Here is a 23,630-nt window from a genome sequence, read left to right as displayed (position 1 = left end):
GGTGCTGGAGGAGCTCTGGTGCGTGGAGCTGTCGTGCGTGGATCTGGGGTGCGTGGTGCCTGGGGAGGCGGTGCGCTGCCCGACCCGGACCGCCGGGTGCACCCTGGGGAATGTCCCTGTGCGGTACGGGTCGGGGTGGCGCATTCCTACCTCACCGCATATGCCGCGTGGCACACCATCTGGCGCACCCTGGCGAACCCTGGCGAATAGTCCCGGAGCAACTGACACGGGGCTACTGTCAACTCAGCCGAGAACCTGGGGGCTTGACGTGAGCGGACAACCCAACACCCGACTCTCGGACCTGTTCGGCCTGGCCGGCTGGTCCAAGGGTGAACTCGCGAGGCTGGTCAACCGGCAGGCGGCGGCCATGGGCCACCCCCAGCTCTCGACCGACACCTCCCGGGTCCGGCGTTGGATCGACATGGGAGAGATCCCGCGCGATCCGGTGCCGCGGGTGCTGGCGGCCCTGTTCACCGAGCGTCTCGGCCGTGTCGTGACCATCGAGGACCTCGGTCTGGTCCGGCACGGGCGTACGGGGAAACGGCAGGGCGACGGGAACGCTGAAACTCCCGACGGCATGCCGTGGGCGCCCGACCGAACCGCTGCGGTCCTCACCGAATTCACGGGAATGGACCTCATGCTCAACCGACGCGGCTTGGTGGGCGCGGGTGCCGCGCTCACCGCGGGATCCGTACTCAGCAGTGCCATGTACGACTGGCTGCACACCGATCCGGCCCTCACCGCCGATGCCCCCCAGTTCGACGACCCCCTGCACGCCGACCCCGCCGGGTTCGACCGTTACGAGGCCGCCCCCATCGGGTCGCAGGAGATCGAGGAACTGGAGCGCTCGGTCGAGGTGTTCCGGGCCTGGGACGCGGCCCGCGGGGGCGGGCTGCAACGCAAGGCGGTCGTGGGCCAGCTCAACGAGGTGGGCGGCATGCTCGCCTACCGGCACCCCGACCATCTCCAGCGGCGCCTGTGGGGCGTCGCCGCCAACCTGGCCGTCCTCGCGGGCTGGATGTCCCACGACGTCGGCCTCGAACCCACGGCCCAGAAGTACTTCGTCATCGCCGCGCACGCGGCACGAGAGGGCGGAGACCGGCCCCGCGCCGGCGAGGCGCTCTCCCGCGCGGCCCGCCAGATGGTGCACCTGGGCCGGCCGGACGACGCGCTCGACCTGATGAAGCTGGCCCAGAGCGGATCGGGCGAGCAGGTCCTGCCGCGGACCAGGGCCATGTTCCACACCATCGAGGCGTGGGCGCAGGCGTCCATGGGCAAGGGCCAGGCCATGCGCCGCACCCTCGGCCAGGCGGAGGACCTCTTCGTCTCCGACCGCGGTGACGTGTCGCCCCCTAGCTGGATGCAGACCTTCAAGGACGAGGACCTGTACGGCATGCAGGCGCTGGCCTACCGCACGCTGGCGGAGTTCGAGCCGGGCGCGGCCGTCCACGCGCAGCACTACGCGGAGAAGGCCCTGTCCCTGCGCAACGACGGCCGGGAGCGGTCGAAGATCTTCGACCATCTGTCGATGGCGTCCGCCTGCTTCATCGCGGACGACCCCGAACAGGCGGACCGGTACGCGCGGTTGGCCCTGATGGCGATGGGCTCCAACTCCTCGGGCCGCACCTGGGACCGGCTGCGCCAGATGTACCGGCTCACCGCCGAGTACTCCAGCTATCCGAAGATCGACGAGCTGCGTGAGGAGATCAGGCTGGCACTGCCCAAGCCCAAGGGAAGGGGTGGCAACAGCCGACGGGCGTGAGCTTGTTATGAAGTCACCTTGGCGATGAGGACGCAGGCGTCGTCCTCGCGCTCGGCCTCACCGAACTCCTCCATGACCATCCGCACACAGTCCTGCGCGGTGCGCGCCCCGCCGAACCGCGGGGCCAGGCCGAGGAGGCGGTTCACGGCAGCCGTGCTGTCGCGCCCGGGCACCAGTCCGTCCGTGTGCAGCAGGAGCAGGTCGCCCGGCTCGAGGGTTTCCTCGGCCTGCGCGTAGACGGCTCCGGAGGTCGCGCCGAGGAGGACGCCGTCGGGGGAGTGCAGCCGGCGCCCCGTCCCGCCCCGGAACAACAGCGGGGCGGGGTGCCCGGCCTGCGCCCAGACCAGGGTGCGGGTCTGGGGTCGGTAGCGGCAGCAGACCGCGCTGCCGAGGGCCGGCTGGACGGTCGCGTCGAGCAACTGGTTGAGCAGGGACATCAGTCGGCCGGGCTCGGTGCCGGCCATCGCCATGCCGCGGACGGCACCGAGGAGGGTCGCCATGCCCGAGGCCACGGAGACTCCGTGGCCGGTGAGGTCGCCGACGCTCAACAGCGTCTGCCCGTCGGCCAGTTCGAGCGCGTCGTACCAGTCGCCGCCGATCAGGGTGCCGGTCGACGACGGCAGGTAGTGGGCGGCGAGGTCGAGGGTCTCGGGGCCTTGGTGCGGGAGTCGCAGGGAGCCACGCCACGGCGGCAGTACGGCCTCCTGGAGCTCGACCGCGAGCCGGTGCTCGTTCTGCGCGCGCTGCCGGTGGCGTTGTAACGAGTCGCGGGTCTCGCTCACCGCCCGCTCGGTCCGCCGCAGTGCGCTGACGTCGCGCAGCACGGCCCACATCGAGGCGGTGCTGCCGTCGGCGGCGAGGACGGGCTCACCCATCATGTGGACGGCACGGATCTCGCCGTCCGGGCGCACGACACGGAACTCGCCGTCGATGCGCTGGGCGTCGACGAGGCAGTCGGTGACCATGGCCGTCAGTCGCGGCCGGTCCTCGTCGAGCACCAGGGAGGGGAGTTCGTCGAGGGTGAGCGGGGGAGCGGCGGGATCGCGGCCCAGGATCCGGTAGAGCTCCCCTGACCAACTCACCTCGTCGGTCAGGAAGTTCCACTCCGCGCTGCCGACCCGGCTGAGCAGCGAGCCGCGCCGGGGAGCGGGCGGCGCGGCTCCTGCGGCGGACTCCGCGCCGGGCGCCGGGGGCGGGCCGTCCCTGAGTTGTGCCAAATGAGCGTCCAGATCGCTGAGTTGGTGCAGTGCGAGGTCGCACAGTGCGCGCTGCCAGCGGTCCTGGGGGTCCGTACCGTCGCTCGGCGCGTCCCGTCGGACGGCGTCCACGTCGCCCTTGAGCCGCCGCGCCTGCGATATGAGCGCGTCGACCGAGCCGCTTCCGGGTGGCTGGGCGGCTGGGCGGTCCGCGGAGAGATGGGACGGCATGACGCGCTCCGATGCGGGACGGTTCGACCAAGGGGGGACGGAGGGACCGTTACGACTGTTGCACAGGCTGCGACGCGCTGTAAGGGATTTGGCGGCACACGATACGGTGGTGCTTCTGGCATATGCCACAGTCTTCGCGGAGCGGTCGTACAGGGCGTCTTGTCTACGCCGGTCAGGGTCTCAAGTCGTAGAGGGCGTACGTGACTTGACGGGTCGTGGGGGTGGTCGGCCCGGTGTTCATTTGTGTGTTCGACGGTCCTGTGTTCTAAGGAGTTTGGCACAGGTGGATCGAGCCGTGCCAGGGGGCGGTTCCTGAGTGTCCGGAGGGCGGGCGTGGCGACGCTCGCCCCGTGCGATGTGATGCAGGTCACACAAATTCACTCCCGCTCAGCCGTAATGAAACGGCGCCTGCGAGGTCGTAACAACACATCGGCACAACCGGGCCGACCTCTCACCGGCAGTGGAGACCGACCATGGACACGACGATCGAGCAGCCCGCCCGCGCCCGACTGATCACCGCGGAGAACCAGGAACTGCCCGTCCCCGCGACCCTGCGCTACAGCTCCGCCGATCCGCTGGCCGTGTGCGTGGACTTCCCGGCCGAGGTCTCCCTGGACGGGCACAGGGTGACCTGGACCTTCGCCCGGGTCCTGCTGGAGGAGGGGCTGGCCGGGCCGGTCGGCGCCGGGGACGTGCACCTGTGGCCGTGCGGCAGTGGCACCACGGTCGTGGAGTTCCACTCGCCGTACGGCCTCGCCCTCCTCCAGTTCGACACACCCACCCTGCGCAGCTTCCTGCTGCGCACCTACACGGTGGTCGGCGCCGGTCAGGAGGACCTCGACGAGGCCGTCGAGAGAGGGCTCAGCGCGCTGTTCGGAGGCGTGTGAGGGGGCCCGGCCGTACACCCCCGGCCTCAGTACCGCAGCACGCCCGCGATGCCGTCCACCCGGCCTCAGTACCGCAGCACGCCCGCGATGCCGTCCACCCCGCCCAGCGTGCCGTCCGGGACGAAGCGGACGTCGGCACCGGTCTCCAGGCACTGCTCGACGATCTCGTCCACGATGTCCTCGCGGGCGTCGAGGTCGCCGCTCTCCGCGGGCACCAGGTGGTCGCCGCCCCCGTCGCGGACCGTGACCCGGTAGTTCTCCTCGACCGCGAGCAGCCGCAGCCGGCCCTCCCGGGCGCTCTGCCAGATCTCGTCGACGCCGGCCGCGAACGCCCGCCGTCCGCGCGCCGATTCGAGCTCGTGGGTCACCGCCTCGGTGCTCCGGCGGGCCTCCGCGGCGACCAGCGGCCGCACGGCCTGCCACACTGCGTCGGGGGTGCCGTGCGCGAGCCCGCCGTGCGCAAGGTGCACCGCGTCCCTGGCGACACTGCCGACGTCGTCCAGGGCCGACAGGGCCGCGGTCTCGCCGGTGACGTAGAGCGGGCGGGGTGCGGCTCGCAGCAGCCGTGCCGTCGCGGTGTCGGCGTCCCTCAGGAAGTGGCGCGTGCCCTCGTCCCGGAAGGTGCTCGGCATGTCGCCGATCCGCTCCAGGCGTTCGGCGTCGAAGTTCTCGCGCGTCCGGATCATCGGGAAGCCGAACGCGTGGTGTTCGGTGACCCGCTCGGCGCCGCCGTTCCACAGCGTGACGCGGTCGGCGGAGACCGACAGCACCCAGAACGGGCGCTCGGAGGCCCGCGCCGACACGAGGTTGCGGGTCAGGAAGGTGTCCGAGAGCACCACCCGCTCCGGCACGGCACGGCTCAGGGACCACACCTGGTGCTCACCCGGCGCCGCGAAGATCGCCAGGCCGTCCTCGGCGTGCGCCAGGTCGATCTCCCCGAGCGCCTGGTCCAGCTGCCGGACCACGTCGACGCGCCGCTCCCTGGGGACGGCGGGATCGGCCTCCAGTCGCTTCTTCGCCTCGGCCACCACATTGCGCAGCCGCACCGGATCCTGGGCGTTCTCGGGTCCTCGGCGGTGGGTCGGCGTCAGCACGGACACCGCGGGATAGGTGCGCGGACGGCGCAGTTCGGAGAGGGTCGCATTGCTGAGTGCGTGCTCCATAACAGCACCATAGGACCGATTCACCGATCGGGCATTCGGGGCAACTTGATCGGCCGGTCAGGGCATTTCGTCCCTGGCGGCGGTGCTCCGGGGAGGGGCCTCAGTCGTCCGGGTCCGGCCCGCAGGAGCTGCCGTTCGGCGGCAGGTTGCCGTACAGCAGGAAGTCGTCGACCTTGCGGTGCACGCACGACGAGGAGCCGTAACCGGTGTGGCCCTCGCCCTTGTTGTCGAGGACCACGGCCGAGTCGCCGAGCCGCTTCGCGGTCTCCACGGTCCAGCGGTACGGCGTCGCCGGGTCCCCGCGGGTGCCGACGAGCAGGATCTTCGGTGTGTCGACGTCGCGCACCTGCTCGCGTATGTAGTCGGTGCCCTTGGGGCGGCCGTAGCACATCAGGTACTCGGTGAGCCGGTAGCGTCCGAAGACCGGGGACGCCTGCTCGTAGGCGGCCCGCAGCCGGGCCAGGTCCTTCGTGATCCGGTCGGCGCCGGGGCGGTCGGGATCGTCCGCGCAGTTGACCGCCATCAGCGCCGCCGGAAGATTGTCGAACGGGATGTCGTCCACGTCCGCGAGCGGACTGTGCGTCGGGTCGTCGGAGAGCGGACGGGCGCGGGGCAGGAAACCGGATCCGCCGCCCGCGAAGGCGAGGATGCCCGTGGTGTCGCCGTCCTCCACCAGCTCGGCCAGCGCCCGCTCCAGCGACGGCCACAGCTTCTCGCTGTAGAGCGCCTGGCTGATCGCGCCCACGAGGTCCTGGCCGGTGAAGGCGGGACCGAAGTCGGTCGGCACCGGATCCGCGTCCAGGGACGCCACCAGCCGTACGACCTGCTCGCGCGCCCCGCGCGCGTCCGTGCCGAACGGGCACGCGATGTCCTTCGTGCACCAGTCGATGAAGTCCTCCAGCGCCGTCTGCTGCCCGGCGGCGCCCGCCACGCCCTGCTCGGCCACCGGCTCGGTGAGGGTGTCCACCCCGTCGAGCACCAGCCGGCCCACCTTCTCGGGGAACTGGGTCGCGTACACCGCGCCCAGCCGGCTGCCGTACGAGAAGCCGAGGTAGTTGAGCTTCTTGTCGCCGAGGGCCTGGCGCATGACGTCCAGGTCGCGGGAGACGTTCACCGTGCCGATGTGGGGCAGGACGGGCCCGGAGTGCTCGGCGCACTGGGCGGCCGCCTTGCGGAGCCTTTCGAGGACGTCCTGAGGGTCCGTGCTGAGGGCCGTGTCGTCGTCCGTGGCCCGCAGCGCCTCGTCGGTCCCCTCGCCGCAGCTGACCGGGGAGGACCTGCCCACGCCGCGCGGGTCGAAGGACACCACGTCGTACTCGTCGGTGAGGTCCATGAAGTCGTGGCCCCCGGCGGCGAGTTCGGGCACGCCCGCGCCTCCGGGGCCGCCGAAGTTCAGCACCACCGAGCCGCGCTTGTGCCGCGCCGTGGACCGGTAGCGGGCGAGCGCCAGGTCGAGGGTGCCGGCGCGGGGGTGGGCGTAGTCGACCGGGACGGTGATCTTGCCGCACTGGAGGTCCTTGGGTGCCTCCATGCCCACGCACTTCGACCAGTTGATCTTCTGGTGGTAGAAGCGCGACAGGTCGGGCCCGGAGTCGTCCGCGGCCGTCGCCGGCAACCCCGCGCCGAGCAGGGCCAGGCCCACGGCGCCGGAGAGAGTGCACCGTCGCCTCGTCACCTTGGCGAGCATCCATGCCTCCAAGAGCGCCCATCTGCGCCCTCGATCACGATATGCGGCCCTTTGCCCGGTCGCCTCCCGAGAGCCGGCCGCCGCCCGGAGGGACGGGATCATGGCGTGGGCCCTGCTCTGTGTGTCCGCTCGATGCCGATGAGTCGGGTTTGCCGCAAGTTCGACAACCATGTCGCTCGATGGGGTGAAAGGCCGATTAGCCATAACTCCGATGGTTCGCCTGCGTTTTACGCGGTGCGGGTGACTGCCCGCGTCCACGTCTGGAAGGCAGGAACCGATGAGACGGGTTACCCGAAACGGCGTGATCGCCGTCGCCGCCGTGTCCGGGGCGATGGCCGTGACGATGCCCGCGTACGCCGGCAGCGCGGCGGACGGAACGGCGGCGGGTTCGCCGGGGCTGGTCTCCGGCAACGTGGCGCAGCTTCCGGTGCACGTCCCGGTGAACGTGTGCGGGAACACGGTGAATGTGGTGGGGCTCCTCAACCCGGCGGCGGGGAACAGCTGCGGCAACGAGGACTCCGGCGGCGGGGTGTCCCGGGGTGGTCAGCGGTCGGTGCTCGTGGCCGGTGGCACCGTGGCGGGCGACGGAGCCCGGGCCGAGGGTGACACCACGGGCTCACCGGGCGTGCTGGCCGGCAACGGGGTACGGCTCCCGGTCCAGCTGCCGGTCAACCTCAGCGGGAACTCCGTGAACGTGGTCGGCCTCGGCAACGCGTCGGTCGGCAACGAGTCCGTGAACGGGCCCGGCGACCACCCCGACGCCCCGGCCCCCGCCGAGCCCACGCCGCTCGCCCCGCCGCGGCACCACCCCGCCCCACGACCGGCACCCCACACCCCGTCGACCCCCGGGACGACACTCGCCCACACCGGCGCGAACCAAGCCCTGCCCGCAGCTCTGACCAGCGCCGGGCTACTGCTCGGCGGAGCCGCGCTCTACCGGCGTACCCGCCCACGCCCCACCCGCTGACGTCCCACCCCACCCTCCCCGTCACCCCATCCCCCTCGCCACCCCCGTCAGCAGCACCATCCCCGAGTCCCCGTAGTCCGGGAGGGTCGGGTCGGGGGGGACGTGGGTGAGGGTGAGGTTCTGGGTGAGGGGGGTGAAGACCTCCTCGAGGGTCTCCGGGGTCACCGGGCAGCCCGGCCACGTCGAGGTCGGGCCGATCCGGTAGGTCGGCATGTTCTCCATGAACGCGGCGACCAGGAGACCGCCCGGCTCCGCACAGCGCACGAAGGCCCGGCAGAAGTCGGTGAACTCGGCGAAGTCCTCCGTGGCGCCCTCAGCGACGAAGTGCATCGACGCCAGCTCATAGCCGCCCGGCTCCAGATCCCGGACGTCGGCGTGGACGACCCGCACCTGCGCCAGCGACCCCGCGAGGGTCCTCGGCACGGCGGGATTGAGCCGACGGCACAGCGCGTGGAACGGCAACCAGCTCGCGTCGGGCCCGCAGACGATCTGCCGTTCCAGATAGGCCACGTTGCCCGCACCCGCCTCCACGGCGTCCACCCGGCGGCTCGCCGCGGACGCGAGGATCAGCGGATAGAGGTTCGGCCCGGCACCGAACTCCACCGACCGCGCCACACCGCCCGGCGGCAGGCGCCGGTAGAACGCCGAGTGATGGGCGATGACCTCCGCGTCCGAGGGGTGCACGTCCCGGTAGTTCTCGGCGAGGTAGTCGGCGACCGGCCACCGGTCCCAGTCCACGTCGTCGTTGTGCGTCAGCATCTCGGTGTCCACATCCGCGTGTCGCCCCCTCAGTGCCTCGACCGCAGCCGGAACCGCTTCGCCAGCGAGGTCAGCGTGCCGTTCAGACGGTCTATGTCGTCGTCGGAGTTGAGAGCCGTGATCTGCACCCGGAAGCCGACCCGGTCGCGCGGGACGAGCGGATGCGCGGCGAGCGTCACATAGACGCCCTCCTCCCACAGGAACGCGCCGACCGCGTCGAGGTCGGAGGGATCCGCCAGCGGGATCTCCACGATGGGCAGCCGGTCCGTGTTGAGCGTGTGCACGTCGAGGTCGGCAAGGTGGTCGAGCACCCGCACGGTCTTGCGGTACAGGTCGGCCCGCAGCGCGTCGCCACGGCGCTCGTTGACGTCGAGCCCGGCCAGTGCGGTGGCCAGCGACGCCGTGGGGGAGGGACCCGAGTACAGATACGGGGCCGCGCTCGTCTTGAGGTGGTTCTTCAGATCGGTGGGCAGCGCGAGGAACGCCAGCAGCGAGGAGTACGCCTTGGAGAAACCGCCGGCCATCACGATCCCGTCGTAGGACTCCCCGGTGTGCCGCACCACGCCGTTGCCGCGCCGGCCGTACGGACACAGCTCGTCCGGCGCGCGCTCCCCGATCACTCCGAAGCCGTGCGCGTCGTCGACGTACAGCGTGGCTCCGCGGTCCCGGCACAGCGCGGCCAGCGCGGGCAGGTCGGGGAGGTTGCCGGTCATGCTGTTCACCCCGTCGAGGCAGACCAGGCGGGTCGTGCGCGCGGGCACCGAGGAGAGCAACGCGTCCAGTTCCTCGGGGCGTTCGGCGTGGAAGCGGTGCAGGGTGGCGCCCTGGCCGCGGGCGACCACGCAGCCGTCGTACACCGTCCGGTGCGCGCTCGCCTCGACGAAGACGTGGCCGCCGTCCGCCAGGACCGGGATCACCGAGGCGTGGATCAGGGTCAGCGTCGGCAGCAGCAGGGTGTCCGGGGCGTCCAGCAGTGCGGCGAGCCGTTCCTCCAGCACCGGGTACAGCCGTGGGTTGCCCAGCAGCCGCGACCAGCTGGGGTGGGTGCCCCACCGGCGTACCTCGGGGCCGATACGGGCCGCGATCTCCGGGTCCCAGTCGAAGCCGAGGTAGTTGCAGGACGCGAAGTCGGTCAGCCAGTGGCCGCCGCTGCGGATCCGGCGCCCGCGCACCTCGTCGATCACCGCGTCGCTCATCGGACTCGTCCGCCGCAGCTGTTCGAGGCCCGCCGTGCGCCGCTCGGCGGCGGCCGACGGCGGGTCGCGGTGGACGTGCCGCCCGTTCGAGCCGCCGGAACCCGGTGCGAGCAGCCCGCCGCCCTGCCGCAACGTCCGCTCGCTCTCCGCCACCGTCATCGGCCGGGCGAACAGGAAACCCTGCCCGAACCGGCATCCCAGCCGGGCGAGCATGTCCCGCTGCGCCGGTTCCTCGATGCCCTCCGCGATCACCTGGAGGCCCAGGGTGTCGGCGATGCGGACGATGCCCTCGACGAGGGCGACCTGCCGGGCGTCGCGCGTGATGTCGTCGATGAACGTCTTGTCGATCTTCAGTACGTCGATGGGGAAGTCCCGCAGATAGCGCAGCGAGGAGAATCCCGTACCGAAGTCGTCGACCGCGATGTGCACCCCCAGGTCCTTGAGGGACTCGAGCACCGCCTGGATCTGGGCGTCCCGGCGCAGCAGCACCGTCTCGGTGAGCTCCAGCTGGAGGGAACCGGGAGCGAGCCCCGGTGTCCGCAGGGCCCGGCCGACCTGGTCCAGGAACCCGGCGTCACGGAACTGCCGGGCCGACACGTTCACACTGACGTACGGCGGTGCCGCCGTTCCCGACAGCTGCTGAAGGCCGGCGACGTCACCGACGGCGTTCTCCAGCACCCACGAGCCCAGCGGAGCGATGTGCCCGGTCTCCTCGGCGAGCGTGATGAACTGCTGCGGCGACACGGGCCGGTCCGGGGGCCGTGGCCAGCGCACCAGCGCCTCGAACCCGACGACCTGGCCCCCGTCGATGTCCACCACCGGCTGGTAGCGCAGGGCGAACTCCTGTGCGGCGACCGCCCGGGCGAGCCGGCTCTGCAGATCGTGCCGCTCGACCATGCGGGCCCGCAGCATCGGCAGGAAGCGCCGCCACTGCCGTTTGCCCGCCGCCTTGGCCGCGTACAGCGCGAGGTCGGCGTGGCCGAGGAGTTCCTCCGCGTCACTGCTGTCGCGGGCCGTGGCCACGCCCACGCTCGCCGACACACTGACCGACTCGTCGCCCAGCACGAACGGCCTGGTCAGCGTCTCCACCACCTGCGCCGCCAGCAGCTCGGCGTCCAGCGGCTCGCGGGCGTCCTCCATCAGTACGGCGAACTCGTCGCCGCCGAGCCGGGCCGCCGTGTCGGTGCGCCGCAGGGTCCGGGTCAGCCGGTTGCCCACGGCGACGAGCAGTCGGTCGCCGGCCGAGTGCCCCATCGTGTCGTTGACCAGCTTGAAGTCGTCGAGGTCGATGAAGAGCAGACAGGTCAGGGACGACTCGCGCCGGCCCCGCAGCAGCGCGCGTTCGATTCGCTCCAGGAGCAGGGTGCGGTTGGGCAGGCCGGTGAGCGCGTCGTGGAAGGCCCGCTGGGTCAGCTCGTGCTCCAGCCTGCGCTGCTCGGTCACATCGCGCAGGGTCACCACGAGCCCCGCCACGGTCCGTTCGTCCCGGAAGTCGCTGCACCGCACCTCCACCTCGACCCGCCCCGCCCGGTGCCGGACCCACCAGTGGTCGTGGGAGCCCTTCGGCCCGTGATCGCGTACGGCGGTCAGCTCACGGACAGCCCGGGCCCGGTCCCGGGGATCCACCAGGTCCGGCAGACAGGTGCCGGTGAGGTCCGTGGTGCCGAACACGGCGGCCGCGGACGGACTGGCGTACCGGATGGTGTCGTCGTCCTCCAGGATCAGGATGACGTCGGAGGTGTGGCGCACCAGGGTGCGGAAGTAGGCCTCGCTCTCCTGCCGGATCACCTCCTGGCGCAGCAGGACCCGTTCCATGGCGAGCCCGGCGTGGGAGGCGAGGATCTCCAGGGAGCCGTGCGTCTCGGTGAGCGCGGCCGGGGGGCCGGCGACCAGCAGGACACCGGGGTCCTGGCCGGCGGGGCGGTCCGGTGAGGTCATGGGGCACACCTGGACGGCCGGGAGCCCGTCCAGCCGGGCGGCGATCTCGGCGCCGAGCTCGGCGGGGGCCACCCGACGGGCCTGGCGGGGGAGCAGGGGCGCGGCCTGCTGGGCGGACAGCACCAGGGTCCGGTGGTCGACCGCCGGACCCAGGAGCATGTCGACGGCCGTCTCGCAGGACCGTACGACGTCCCGCTGCCGGACCGCCGACACCAGGGATCCGGCCGCCTGGCGCAGGGCCAGCTCGCGGGCGACGGCTCCCCGGTGCACCACGACCATGCCCGCCAGCCGCAGGATGACCAGCAGGAACAGGGCGGCCGAGAAGGCCGCGATCACCGCCGTGTGATGGGGGCTGCGGGTGACCGCCTCGTACAGGAGGATCGCGGGCGCGATGAGGGTGGCGGCTCCCAGCATCACCATCCGGTGGGGAGGGGGCAGGGGAGCCTGCTTCTGCGGTACGGCGGCCGTGAGCGCCGCCATCGAGGGGTGCAGGGCGGCCAGGCCCCAGGCCGTGTAGAAGACGATCCACCCGGCGTCCAGCACGGTGCCCGCCTGCCACATCGAGTTGAGCTGGAGGATGCCGTAGGCGATGTCGAAGACGAGCAGCGTCGCGGTGCCGACCACCAGCAACTGCACCGACCTGTTGGGGCCGTCGACCGGGCTCGGGGCCAGCAGCCGGGCCAGCAGGGCCAGGACCAGCACGTCACCGAGCGGGTAGGCGATGCTGATGGCCCGCTGCTCCCAGGTCAGACCGTCGACCTCGGTCAGGGGCTGCACCAGGTAGACCCACACGGGCAGCGCGAGGCCCGCCGTCACGATCAGCGCGTCGAGCAGGCTGGGCAGGTCGTGGCCGGCCCAGCGGTAGCGGATCAGGCCGGACAGGCCGATGGCGAAGAGCGGGTAGGTGGTGAGGTAGAGGGCGTCGGAGGGGGAGGGGAAGGGGTTGGAGGCGTGGAAGTACTGCTCCATGACGTTGTAGTACGTGTCGCCCGCGATGAAGGTGAGCAGCCCCGCCGCCAGCGTCCACCAGGGCCAGCGGTGGGCGGGCCGGTGCAGTCGGACGCCCACGAGCACGGCGCCGACGCCGACGAGCCCGATCACCGCCCAGAGAGCGGAGAGCGCGACGGGGACCGTCATGTAGACGAGCGTGGCGACGGCGACGACGGCGACATGGACGGCCATCGGCCGATGGGCCGACTGCAAGGGCGAGCGCCTCCCCCCTTGGGCCACTGGAGGAGACCGGGTCTTCCACCTGGTCCGGATCTTTTCCGATCGTAGGCACGCGGGTGACGGCCTGCATCCGGGGAGATCGGTGTCAGCGCTGGTGAAACCGGTGGTGCAACTGCCGTACACGCTCCGTGAACTCGGGCACCGGGCCCTCCACCGCCACGCCGGGCGCGATCTCGCCGACCGGCAGGGTCCGCACCGGTGGCGCCGGCACGCCCAGCTCGTCCAGCCACTGGGCGAGTTGCCGGGAGGAGGCGACGTACACGATGCGGCCCAGGCCCACCCAGGCGTGCGCGGCCGCGCACATCGGGCAGTGCTCGCCGGAGGTGTAGACGGTCGCCGCCGCCCGCTCCCGCGGCGACAGGTGGGCCGCCGACCAGCGGGCCAGCTCGAACTCGGGGTGCCGGGTGCGGTCGCCGGAGGCCACCCGGTTGTGGTCCTCGGCGAGGATCTCGCCGTCGGCGCCCACCAGGACCGAGCCGAACGGCTCGTCCCCGGCGTCCAGCGCCGCCTCGGCCAACTCGACACAGCGGCGCAGATACGGCAGTTCGGTGTCCTTCACGACCATGACACCGAGCCTAGGAGCTGTGCCGCCCGGACGGAAACGCGTTCCGGCGGTTCAGGGCCACCACCGTGAGGGCCATCGCGACCAGCGGCAGCGCGGTCCACGGCAGGGCCCCGGCGCCCGGGCCCGACAGCACCAGCCCGCCGGTCAGCGAACCCACGGCGATTCCCGCGTTGTACACCGTGGTCTGGAACGAGGTGGCCACATCCGCCCGCTCGGGACCCGAGACGTCGACCAGCGCCGTCTGGATCAGTGTCGGGGCGCCCCCGAAGGCGAGACCCCACAGGGCCACCGAGACCGGCAGCACACCGGGCGCCCCGGCGGCCAGGCCCAGCGTGGGCATCACGGCCGTGCACAGGCCCAGAGCGCCGAGCAGTGCCGCCCGCGGACGCCGGTCCACCAGCACCCCGGTGATCCAGATCCCCACCACCGTGGCCGCTCCGAACAGCAGCAGCACCAGGCCCGTACGCCCGAACCCGGCATGCGCCGCGAACGGGGCGACGTAGGTGTACATCACCTGGTGCCCCACCAGCAGGAACAGCGTCACGGACAGCACGGCGGGGACGCCGGGCAGCAGGGCCACCCGGGCGAGCGGCACGCGCACGTGCGGCGCCTCCCCCGGAGACCCGGGCACGCGCGCGTGCGTCCACCCCACCAGCCCCACGGCGACCGCGGCCAGCCGTACGCCAGCCCACCGCCCCGGCCAGCGCCGTCCCGGCCGGAACGCCCAGCGACAGCGCGAGGGTGATCCCGGCGAGGACGACCGCGATCGCCCGGCCGCGCCGCTCGGGCGGCACCATCCGCGCCGCGCAGCCGGCGAGCATCGCCCAGAGCGTCCCGCCCGCGCACCCGGCCACCAGCCGCGCCGCGAAGGTGAGGGCGTACGACGAGGACAGCGCGACCACCGCGTTGCTCAGCGCGAACCCGAGCAGGGTGCCGACGAGCACCGGCCGGCGCGGCAGCCCGCGCAGCAGGGCCGTGAGCGGGATCGCGGCGGCGAAGGACGCGACCGCGTACCCGGTGACCAGGAAGCCGATCCGGGCCTCGGAGACACCCAGGGCCGGGGCCATGCTCGGCAGCAGACCGGCGGGCAGCAACTCGGTCAGCACGGCGGTGAAGGCGGCCGTGGACAGGGCGAGCAGCCCGGACCACGGCAGGGGCGCGGACGCGGGCAGGGCTGTGCCCTTGACCAGGGAAGTGGTGGACATGGGACCATGCTCGGACCTTCACATCAGTGTGAAGGCAAGGGAGCACATCATGAGGATCGGTGAACTGTCCCGCCGCACCGGAGTCCCCACCAGACTGCTGCGCTACTACGAGGAGCAGCACCTGCTGGCCCCCGAGCGCGCCGGCAACGGCTACCGGGACTACGGCGAGGGAACGGTCCGGGACGTCCAGCAGATCCGCGGCCTCCTCGACTCGGGCCTGACCACGGAGATGATCCGCGCGATCCTGCCGTACCTGTCGGGCCCCGAGGAGATCCTGCTGCCGCCCGAGCACCTCACACCGGAGACGGCCGCCCTCCTTCAGGCGCACGTCGACCGCATCCAGGCCCGGATCGACTGCCTGGCCCGCAACCGCGACCGGCTCAGCGCCTACCTGGCCGCGGTGCGCACGGGGGCCGAGCGGCCGTAAACGCCATTGCCGCGCAGGCGTCCGGATGATGGAGTGAGTACATGGATCATGTAGCGGTACTCGCCCTCTTCGACCGGGACATGCGCGAAGGCGCACAGCCGGACGGCCCCGGCGCCCATGTGGACCGGGACGGCCGGGTGGTCCGCCAGGTCGCCGCGGACCAGGGCTGGAACGGCCTCGTCTGGTCCGACCTGGACGAGTCGAACGCCGACCGGGCGATCGCCGACCAGATCGCGTACTACACCGGCCTCGGCCGCGGGTTCGAGTGGAAGCTGTACGGCCACGACCTGCCCGTCGACCTCGGACGGCGGCTCAGATCGGCCGGGTTCGTCCCCGAGCCCGAGGAGACGCTGATGATCGCCGAGGTCGCCGACCTCTCGCTGGACGTGGCGCCGCCCGAGGGGATCCGGTTCCTCCCGGTCACCGACGAGGCGGGTGTCCACCTCGTGGCGGACGTCCACGAGAAGGCGTTCGGCACCGACAGCTCCCGGCTGCGGCACCAGCTGCTCGCCCGGCTCCGCGACGACCCCGAGACGGTGGTGGCGGTCGTCGCGCTCGCCGGTGACGAGCCGGTCAGCGCGGCCCGCATGGAGCTGGTGCCCGGCACCCGCTTCGCCGGCCTGTGGGGCGGCGGCACCGTCGAGGGCTGGCGTGGCCGCGGCATCTACCGGGCGCTGGTCGCGCATCGGGCCCGCGCCGCCGTGGACCGCGGATACCGCTACCTCCAGGTCGACGCGCTGCCCACGAGCCGCCCCATCCTGGAACGCCTCGGCTTCGAGCCGCTGACGACGACCCAGCCGTACGTGTACGAGCCCCGGGGCTAGGAATCCGCTCGGCCGCCGCGACGGTCCGGCTGCACTGCGGTCCGCGGCCACCCGGTGATCACAGGTCGAGCTGGTACTCCAGCGCCCGGTGCGTCGGTACGTACCCGAGCGCGTCGTTGACGGCGAGCATCGGCGCGTTGCTCTGGGCGGTGTCGGTGCACAACCCGGCGAGCCGCGGGTGCCGTGCACGGGCGTGGCGGATGGCCGCGGCCTTCATCCAGCGGGCGAGTCCACGGCCCCGGTGCTCGGGCAGCACGGCGGTGCCGTAGTGCTGTCCGTCGCCCGACCCGTCGCCGGCGACGACAAGTTCCGAGAAGCCGACCACCCTGCCGTCGGCCTCGTCCACGGCGGCCACGGTGTGCAGCAGCTCTCCGCGCCGCGCGACGGCCTCCGCGGCCGCGACGACCCGGTCCACGTCCCAGACGACCGTCCCGAAGTCCGTGCCCTCCATCGGCATGTCGTCCATCGCGCGCCGCGCCTCGGCGAACGACCGCGCCAGCTCCGGCGGCACCGTGCCCTCCCACGCGGTCAACCGGTAGCCGGGGTGGGGGAGTCGAACGAGGGCGTCCAGGGCGTCGTGGTCCAGGTCGGCCAGTGCGAGGCGCGCATAGGTGAGCGCCAGGACCTGGCGGAAACCGCGCGCGGCCAGGAACAGATCGGCGGGGGAGCCCTGCACGGCCTGTGCGATGACCGAACGCCGTCGCTCCGCCTTCGCCGCACCCACGGCGGCCTCCAGGAGCCGGGTGCCGACGCCCCGCCGCCGCTCGGCCCCGTGCACCGCCAGGTCCAGCTCGGCGAGGTGCTCCTGTCCCTCCCTCGTGAACAGCCGCAGGAAGGCGGACCCGAGGGGAACGCCGTCCTCGTCCGCGGCCAGCCAGGCCAAGCGGCGGCTGGAGACGCCGGGTTCGGGATCGGCGAGCGGGGTGAGGTGGAAGGACAAGCGGGTCTCCGTCACGGGGAGGGCGGGGGAGGCGAGCGGTTGAAGCTAGCTGCCGCGGCCTGAGGCCCGCAACGGGATTTGCCGGGGCGGTGCGTCGACCTCCGGCGGCCACCGCGGTCCAGGTCCGTCCCAACCGGCGGTCAACAGCCGGTCAATCCTCGGCGAGGAGACCGGAACGAATCTTTCCGGACTTCTCCGTGACATGTACCGTTCAAATTGCCCGGGTATCTATGCGCGTAGTTGCTCCCCTCGCCCCCACCCTCCCCAACTCCCCACGGAGGTATGCGGAATGCTCGGACTCACCGGACCCCGTCACAGAGCCGGCGCGCTCCTCGCCGGACTCGCCCTGGTCACCGCAGGTGTCGCCGTACAGGCCACCGCCACCCCCGCCGTCGCCGCCACCCCGCACCGGATCCTCTTCGACGACGGCCACGCCGAGGAGGCGGGCAACGCGGACTGGATCATCTCCACCAGCAAACCCGACCCGCTCGCCCAGGACTCCTCGCCGTCGTCGGAGACGGACTGGACGGGCGCGCTCTCCTCCTGGGGCGTCGCCCTCCAGAAGACCGGCAACTACAGCCTCAAGACCGCGACGAGCGCCCTCACCTACGGCGGCACCTCGGCCACCGACCTGTCGAAGTTCGACACGCTGGTCCTGCCCGAGCCCAACACGCTGTTCACCACCGCCGAGAAGACGGCGATCATGACCTTCGTGAAGAACGGCGGCGGCCTCTTCATGATCTCCGACCACACCGGCTCCGACCGCAACAACGACGGCGAGGACGCGGTCGAGATCCTCAACGACCTGATGACCAACAACAGTGTCGACTCGGCGGACCCGTTCGGCTTCTCCATCGACTCGCTGAACATCGGCTCCGACTACCCCTCCGCCATCAGCGACAGCACCAACCCGGTCCTGCACGGCTCCTTCGGCACCGTCACCAAGAGCCTGATCGCCAACGGCACCACCGCCACCCTCAAGCCCGCCGACAACTCCTCCGTCGAGGGCCTGGTCTACCGCACCGGTTACTCCGGCAACAGCGGTGCCTTCTTCGCGACCAGCACCTTCGGCAGCGGGCGCGTGGCCTTCTGGGGCGACAGCTCACCCGTCGACGACGGCACCGGCCAGTCCGGCAACACGCTCTACGACGGCTGGAACGACTCCGGCGCCACCAACGCGGCCCTCGCCCTCAACGCCACCGAGTGGCTCTCCGGCGCGAGCGGCAGCAGCGGGGGCGGCACCGGCGGCGGCTCCGGCACCTGCACCGCCGCCCAGTTGCTCGGCAACAACGGCTTCGAGTCCGGCAGCACCACCTGGACCGGCACCAGCGGTGTCATCACCAACTCCGGCAGCCAGTCCGCCCGTACGGGCTCCTACTACGCCTGGCTCGACGGCTACGGCAAGGCCACCACCGACACCCTCGCGCAGACGGTGACCATCCCGTCCGGCTGCACCACCGCCGCGCTCAGCTTCTACCTGCACGTGGACACCGCGGAGACCAGCACCAGCACGGCCTACGACACGCTCAAGGTCCAGGTGCTCAACAGCTCCGGCACGGTCCTCGGCACCCTCGCGACCTACTCCAACCTCAACGCCGCCTCCGGCTACACCCAGCGCGGCTTCAGCCTGGCGAGCTACGCGGGCCAGACCGTCACCCTCAAGTTCACCGGCACCGAGGGTTCCACCCTCCAGACGTCCTTCGTCCTCGACGACACGGCACTGAACGTCAGCTGACCGCCCTTGCCGGTCACGGTGCGCCCGCCGGACACCTCAGGGTGCCGACGGGCGCGCCCGCGTCCCTCCGGGCGCCCAGCCGGAGGCCGTAACCTGCGAGCCGTACCGATGCGACGAGGGTGAGGAGGGGTGGTCAGGTGGAGGAGGCGGCACTCGGCGGCGGCGCGGTCAACGAGGTCGTGCGGATCGGTGACACCGTACGGCGCACACCCTCGCAACGGCCGGGCTTCGTGCGGGAGTTGCTCGGGCTGTTCGAGCGGGCCGGCTGGCCGGGGGCGCCGCGGTTCCTCGGCGTCGACGAGCAGGGACGGCAGATGTTCGGCTACCTCGCGGGCCGGGCCGCCCTGACCTCGCGCGAACGTGCCGCCGCCCGTACGGACGAGGCGCTCGTGGAGGTCGCCCGACTGGTCCGCGCCTTCCACGATCTGACCCACGGCACCGCCCTCGCCGGCGACCAGGACGTGGTCTGCCACAACGACCTGGCACCCAAGAACACCGTCTACGACGACCTGGCACCCAAGAACACCGTCTACACCGACCTCGCGCCAAAGAGCACCGTCCGCACCGCGTGGCGCCCCGTGGCCTTCATCGACTGGGACCTGGCCGCGCCGGGCGAGCGCGTCCACGACCTCGCCCACGTGTGCTGGCAGTACCTCGGTCTGGGGCCCGGCGTCACCGACGTGCGGGACGCCGCTCGCCGGATCCGGCTGATCTGCGACGCCTACGGACTGGACGAGCGCGGCGGTCTGCTGGACACCGTGCGGTGGTGGCAGGACCGGTGTTGGCGGGGGATCGAGGCCGGGGCGCTGCGGGGTGAGCCCGCCATGGTCCGGCTGCGGGCGGGTGGGGCCGTGGAGGAGGTGCGGGCCGCGGAGGAGTGGGTGGCCCGTCACCGGCGCGAACTGGACGCCTTCCTGGACTGACCCGGCCCGCCCGTCCGCTGTGTCGGGGGACTTCCTACGGCCTGGGGGCGCTCCTCGCCGCCGTGGCGGTGCACATCAGCCCCAGGATCACCGCGAGGGCGCCGATGACGATGTTGTTCAGCGCCACACCGGCGTCGGGGCTGTCGCCGACCACCCAGGGGGCGATGATCATCCAGATCCCGACCGCGCAGAAGGCCCAGCTGAGGCCGTACATGCGCTCCGGGGTCTGGGTGAACCCGAGGGCCAGCAGTCCGATCGCTATGCCCACGATGAGGTTGTGGGTCACGAGGGCGGGCTGGCTCGTCGTGTAGTGGAGTATCCAGGGGGACGCGGCGCAGTAGAGACCGAGCAGGAACACCGGTCCGTCCACGAGTGCCACATCGCGACCGCTGAGCATGCGGGCGTAGCGCTCCCGCATTTCCGAAGCATCGGGGTGACTGGTGATGTCACCTCGGTTGTGCGAGACGTCGGCCATGACACGTCTCCTTTGACTCACAGGCCTGACCGCGACTGGTGCGGTGTGCGGTACGCGCCGCCTGTGTTCATTCTGCTCTTATTTTTCCTTTATGTGTAGGGATCGCAGGACCCACCCCCGGAGAGCGCCGACTCCCTCCGAGGGTGGGCCGGGAGCGCGTGCTCCCGCGCGGCGCGAGGGGTGGCGCCGCGGTCCTTGTCGCATTCGACGCCGGCGATCAACGCACCGTTTCCGCATCGAAAGCGAATTCGAGGCCCCGCCGCAGCCGGTGCATTCCGCGCCGCGCGTGACTCTTCACCGTGCCCAGCGGCCACCCCGTGCGCTCGGCGATCTGGATCTGGCTCAGGTCCTCGTAGAACGTCAGCCGCAGCACCCGCTGCTGGGCCGAGGGGAGTTTGGCGAGCTCGGCGCGCACGACCAGCCCGTCCACGGTCGCCTCCGTCCGGTCCTCGGTGTGCGGGGGAAGGACGACCCGGGCGTCCGCCCGGACGGCGAGGTCGAAGCGGCGGCTGCGGGCCCGGAGGGCGTCGGCGACCTTGCGGCGGGTGATCCCGACGATCCAGCCGCCGAGCGTCCCCCGTTCGGGCCGGTACCCCCGCAGTCCGCGCCACAGGCCGATGAAGACCTGCTGGGTGACGTCCTCGGCCTCGTTCGGGTCGCCCAGGGAGCGCCGGGCCAGTGTGTGCACCAGGGGTGACCAGCGGTGGTACGCGAGCGTCAGGCACGCCTCGTCCCCCGCCAGCAGTCCGCGCGCCAACTCCTCCTCGCCGGGGGCCACTTCGGGGAGCGTCCAGGCGGACGGCGGTGCGGACACGGCCCACCGAGGCTCCCCGGCCGCCGTGCCGGGCGGCACCGCCGGGAGAGTGCTCTGCGCGTCCATGGCGGCGGCTCCTCGCGGTGTACGGCTCCTGCGGACGGGCGGCCCACGAGGCGCGGGCATGCCGGGCCCCGCTCGGTCGGAGCGTGTGACGTCGCGGCCATCCTCCGAGCCCCGGGTCAGGGCCCGCAACTTGCATCGGTTCTGCGTCGTATAGTCGGGCCATGCGTGACATTCCGGAGGGCGGAGGACCGTCGGCCCGGCCGGAGCCGGCCTCGTCCCGCGACACCGCGACGAGTCTCACCACCGGGGCCCTGGCCCGTCGGCTGGGCGTCTCGCCGACCACGCTGCGGTCCTGGGACCGTCGCTACGGCATCGGTCCCGCCGTCCGCGCCGACGGACGGCACCGACGGTGGACCGCGCCGGACATCGCCGTGCTGGAGACGATGTGCCGGCTCACCTCGGCGGGCGTACCGCCGGCCGAGGCGGCGCGCGCGGCCAAGCGGTCGGCGTCCCCGGAACCGGCGGGCACCCCGCTCCCGGCAGGGCCCGCGGAACCGGCGGACGGCCCCGACCCGGATGCGCCGCCGGAACCGATGCCCCGGTCCCGGGCGGCCGGCACGCTCCCTCTGGGGGACGTGCGGCAGGAGTGCCGGGGCCTGGCCCGGGCCGCCGTACGTCTCGACGCGCCCGCCGTGCAGGAGCAGCTGGCGGCGGCGGTGGAGACCCATGGTCTCGCGGTGGCCTGGCAGGAGGTGATGGTGCCGACGCTGCACGCGGTGGGCCGCAAGTGGGCCTCGTCCGGGGACCGTTACGTCGAGGTCGAGCACCTGCTGTCCTGGCACATGTCCACCGTGCTGCGCCGCAGCACCCGCCCGCCGGCCCGGCACGCGGACGCACCCGGTCCCGGGCCGGTGGTGCTGGCCTGCGTCCCCGGCGAGCAGCACACGCTCCCGCTGGAGGCGCTCAACGCCGCGCTGACCGAACTGCGCCTGCCCGCCAGGATGTTCGGCGCCGCCGTACCCGCGGAGGCGCTGATCGGGGCCGTGGAACGGCTCGGCCCGGCGGCCGTCGTCCTGTGGTCGCAGGTCCGCTCCACCGCGAGCTTCCCGCTGGCCCGGCACCTGGTCGGCACCGGGTGGGGGGTGAAGGGCGCGCGCAGAAGGCCCCTGGTGGTCCTGGGGGGACCGGGCTGGGCCGGCCGTTCCGGTCAGGGCATGCTGCGGCCCACGTCCTTCCAGGACGCCCTGGACACCCTCGCCGCACTGTACGGGGCCGGATCGCGGAAGCCCGCCGGGCCGCACGGCCGGGAGAGCGGCCTCAGTCGCGGCCCCGGGCGCGCTTGAACCGGGCGAGCCCCTCGTACAGTTCCACGATCGGGTCCGGGTAGTCGAACGCGGCCCGGTCCAGCCCCCGCAGCTTCCACGGCTCGTGCACCGAGGGCCCTTCCAGACCGGCCAGTTCGGGCACCCAGCGGCGGACGTACGCGCCGTCCGGGTCGTAGCGCTTGGCCTGGATGACCGGGTTGAGGACCCGGTTGGGCCGGGTGTCGGTGCCGGTGCCCGCCATCCACTGCCAGTTGAGCTGGTTGTTGGCCACGTCCCCGTCCACCAGCAGGTCCAGGAAGTGCCGGGCGCCGACCCGCCAGTCCACGTACAGCGTCTTGGCGAGGAAGCTCGCGGTCAGGAGACGGCCGCGGTTGTGCATCCACCCCTCGTGCCGCAGCTGGCGCATCGCCGCGTCCACGACCGGGTAGCCGGTCCGGCCCTCCTTCCACGCCTCGACGTCCGCCCGGGCCGCCTTCTCGGAGCGCCAACGGTCGTGCTGGGTGCGGTAGTCGGCGTCGGCCGCGGCGGGGCGCGCCGCCAGCACCTGACGGTGGAAGTCGCGCCACGCGAGCTGCCGCACGAAGGCCTCCGCGCCCGGACCGCCCGCCCGGCGCGCCCGGTGGACCAGCTCGACGGGGGACAGGGTGCCGAAGTGGAGGTGCGGGGAGAGCCGGGAGGTCGCGTCGCCGGCCAGGTCGTCGTGCCGGTCCTCGTACGCGGCCACGCCCGAGCGCAGCCAGGTGGCGAGGCTCTTGCGGCCGGCGATCTCCCCGCCCGCGGCGAGGCCCTCCGAGAGCCCGGACAGGTCCGCGCGCGAGGGCAGCGACTCGGACCCCACACCCTCCGGGACCCGCACCGCCCTCGGTGCCCCGTGCGGCTCCCGCAGCCGCTGCTCCGACCAGCGCCGGAAGTAGGGCGTGAACACGGCGAAGTGGTCCGAGCCCGCCGGGGCCACCGCGCCGGGGGCGACGGCCGTGGACACCGTGTCGTGCACGTGCAGCCGTACGCCCTCGCCCTCCAGGGCCCGCCGCAGCCGCCGTTCCCGCCGGTGGGCGTGCGCACTGGCGTCGGCGGCCATGTGCACCTCGTCGGCGTCCGCCTCGGCGGCGACCTTGCAGACCTCCTCGACCAGGTCACCGGAGCGCACCACCAGCCGCCCGCCCCGCTCGCGCAGACCGGCGTCCAGATCGTGCAGACAGTCGGCGAGGAACGCCAGCCGGTTCGGTACGGCGAACCCGGAGGCGTCCACGCCCCGGTCCCGTACGAACAACGGCACGACCTCCTCGGTGCCGTCGAGGGCCGCTCGGAGCGGCGGGTGGTCGTGCAGCCGCAGGTCACAGGTGAACAGGACGACCGAGATGCTCATGGGGCGTGC

General features: G+C 72.5%; 19 protein-coding genes and 1 pseudogene. 8 read left to right on the top strand and 12 right to left on the bottom strand.

The genetic code is table 11. The features are described 5' to 3' along the window. Positions 1-268 precede the first annotated feature (268 nt). Positions 269-1,762, top strand: coding sequence for a DNA-binding protein NsdB (locus tag AQJ54_RS29565; RefSeq protein ID WP_062242268.1), 1,494 nt, complete (start codon positions 269-271; stop codon positions 1,760-1,762). Between the two features lie 5 nt (positions 1,763-1,767). Here the strand turns inward: AQJ54_RS29565 and AQJ54_RS29560 are convergent, their stop codons facing one another. Next, positions 1,768-3,189: a PP2C family protein-serine/threonine phosphatase gene (locus AQJ54_RS29560; protein ID WP_062242266.1), complete on the bottom strand. Its 1,422-nt coding sequence runs from the start codon at positions 3,187-3,189 to the stop codon at positions 1,768-1,770. 473 nt (positions 3,190-3,662) lie between these two features. Between AQJ54_RS29560 and AQJ54_RS29555 the strand changes: the two genes are divergently transcribed. Then, on the top strand, positions 3,663-4,076 hold the full coding sequence (locus tag AQJ54_RS29555; protein ID WP_062031973.1) for an SsgA family sporulation/cell division regulator: 414 nt from the start codon (positions 3,663-3,665) through the stop codon (positions 4,074-4,076). A 65-nt stretch (positions 4,077-4,141) separates the two neighbouring features. Here AQJ54_RS29555 and AQJ54_RS29550 read toward each other — a convergent pair whose 3' ends face one another. Together AQJ54_RS29550 and AQJ54_RS29545 are read right to left on the bottom strand one after the other, a co-directional pair. After that, positions 4,142-5,239, bottom strand: a complete 1,098-nt coding sequence (locus AQJ54_RS29550) for a baeRF3 domain-containing protein (RefSeq protein WP_062242265.1) — start codon at positions 5,237-5,239, stop codon at positions 4,142-4,144. 100 nt (positions 5,240-5,339) lie between these two features. After that, a complete protein-coding gene (locus AQJ54_RS29545; RefSeq protein WP_062031979.1) occupies positions 5,340-6,926 on the bottom strand; it encodes an alpha/beta hydrolase in 1,587 nt (528 codons plus the stop codon). A gap of 301 nt (positions 6,927-7,227) precedes the next feature. On the opposite strand from AQJ54_RS29545, the gene AQJ54_RS29540 reads away from it, so the two are divergent. Next, positions 7,228-7,893 (top strand): chaplin, encoded by a 666-nt coding sequence (locus AQJ54_RS29540; RefSeq protein WP_062242262.1) that lies wholly within the window; start codon positions 7,228-7,230, stop codon positions 7,891-7,893. A gap of 21 nt (positions 7,894-7,914) precedes the next feature. On the opposite strand, the gene AQJ54_RS29535 is transcribed toward AQJ54_RS29540, so the two are convergent. The 5 genes and pseudogenes from AQJ54_RS29535 to AQJ54_RS47435 all read right to left on the bottom strand — a co-directional run. Beyond that, on the bottom strand, positions 7,915-8,652 hold the full coding sequence (locus tag AQJ54_RS29535; RefSeq protein ID WP_062242445.1) for a hypothetical protein: 738 nt from the start codon (positions 8,650-8,652) through the stop codon (positions 7,915-7,917). Between the two features lie 29 nt (positions 8,653-8,681). Beyond that, entirely contained in the window at positions 8,682-12,968 is a 4,287-nt protein-coding gene (locus tag AQJ54_RS29530; protein ID WP_062242260.1) for an aminotransferase class I/II-fold pyridoxal phosphate-dependent enzyme, read from the bottom strand. Positions 12,969-13,101: 133 nt separating this feature from the next. Continuing rightward, positions 13,102-13,581 (bottom strand): nucleoside deaminase, encoded by a 480-nt coding sequence (locus AQJ54_RS29525; RefSeq protein ID WP_062031987.1) that lies wholly within the window; start codon positions 13,579-13,581, stop codon positions 13,102-13,104. A gap of 10 nt (positions 13,582-13,591) precedes the next feature. Then, positions 13,592-14,212 (bottom strand): MFS transporter, encoded by a 621-nt coding sequence (locus AQJ54_RS47440; protein WP_346265470.1) that lies wholly within the window; start codon positions 14,210-14,212, stop codon positions 13,592-13,594. 103 nt (positions 14,213-14,315) lie between these two features. Then, a pseudogene (locus tag AQJ54_RS47435) lies at positions 14,316-14,648 on the bottom strand (MFS transporter); the annotation flags it as partial. A 187-nt stretch (positions 14,649-14,835) separates the two neighbouring features. On the opposite strand from AQJ54_RS47435, the gene AQJ54_RS29515 reads away from it, so the two are divergent. Beyond that, the gene (locus AQJ54_RS29515) at positions 14,836-15,213 is read left to right on the top strand and encodes a MerR family transcriptional regulator (RefSeq protein WP_062031992.1); all 378 of its coding nucleotides are present in this window, start codon (positions 14,836-14,838) and stop codon (positions 15,211-15,213) included. A gap of 41 nt (positions 15,214-15,254) precedes the next feature. After that, positions 15,255-16,037, top strand: a complete 783-nt coding sequence (locus tag AQJ54_RS29510) for a GNAT family N-acetyltransferase (RefSeq protein WP_062242258.1) — start codon at positions 15,255-15,257, stop codon at positions 16,035-16,037. A gap of 58 nt (positions 16,038-16,095) precedes the next feature. On the opposite strand, the gene AQJ54_RS29505 is transcribed toward AQJ54_RS29510, so the two are convergent. Then, positions 16,096-16,977: a GNAT family N-acetyltransferase gene (locus AQJ54_RS29505; protein WP_062242256.1), complete on the bottom strand. Its 882-nt coding sequence runs from the start codon at positions 16,975-16,977 to the stop codon at positions 16,096-16,098. 289 nt (positions 16,978-17,266) lie between these two features. Between AQJ54_RS29505 and AQJ54_RS29500 the strand changes: the two genes are divergently transcribed. After that, positions 17,267-18,712 carry a hypothetical protein gene (locus AQJ54_RS29500; RefSeq protein ID WP_062242254.1) on the top strand — a complete coding sequence of 482 codons (1,446 nt, stop codon included), beginning with the start codon at positions 17,267-17,269 and terminating at the stop codon, positions 18,710-18,712. 137 nt (positions 18,713-18,849) lie between these two features. Beyond that, positions 18,850-19,635, top strand: a complete 786-nt coding sequence (locus AQJ54_RS29495) for a protein kinase family protein (protein ID WP_062242251.1) — start codon at positions 18,850-18,852, stop codon at positions 19,633-19,635. Positions 19,636-19,669: 34 nt separating this feature from the next. Here the strand turns inward: AQJ54_RS29495 and AQJ54_RS29490 are convergent, their stop codons facing one another. Then, positions 19,670-20,110 (bottom strand): SPW repeat protein, encoded by a 441-nt coding sequence (locus AQJ54_RS29490; RefSeq protein ID WP_062032008.1) that lies wholly within the window; start codon positions 20,108-20,110, stop codon positions 19,670-19,672. 217 nt (positions 20,111-20,327) lie between these two features. Then, positions 20,328-20,990: a sigma-70 family RNA polymerase sigma factor gene (locus AQJ54_RS29485; RefSeq protein ID WP_079070049.1), complete on the bottom strand. Its 663-nt coding sequence runs from the start codon at positions 20,988-20,990 to the stop codon at positions 20,328-20,330. Positions 20,991-21,151: 161 nt separating this feature from the next. Here AQJ54_RS29485 and AQJ54_RS29480 point away from each other — a divergent pair, with 161 nt between their 5' ends. Then, positions 21,152-22,273 (top strand): MerR family transcriptional regulator, encoded by a 1,122-nt coding sequence (locus tag AQJ54_RS29480; RefSeq protein ID WP_062242250.1) that lies wholly within the window; start codon positions 21,152-21,154, stop codon positions 22,271-22,273. Here the strand turns inward: AQJ54_RS29480 and AQJ54_RS29475 are convergent. Beyond that, complete coding sequence (locus tag AQJ54_RS29475) at positions 22,248-23,621, bottom strand: cryptochrome/photolyase family protein (protein WP_062032013.1); 1,374 nt, start codon at positions 23,619-23,621, stop codon at positions 22,248-22,250. The two genes, AQJ54_RS29480 and AQJ54_RS29475, sit on opposite strands and share 26 nt — an antisense overlap. Positions 23,622-23,630 lie beyond the last annotated feature (9 nt).

The sequence above is a fragment of the Streptomyces griseorubiginosus genome, assembly GCF_001514195.1.
GTDB classification, from domain to species: domain Bacteria; phylum Actinomycetota; class Actinomycetes; order Streptomycetales; family Streptomycetaceae; genus Streptomyces; species Streptomyces griseorubiginosus.
Note: the sequence above shows the minus strand (reverse complement) of the source record. Positions and strands in the feature narration are given on the sequence as shown.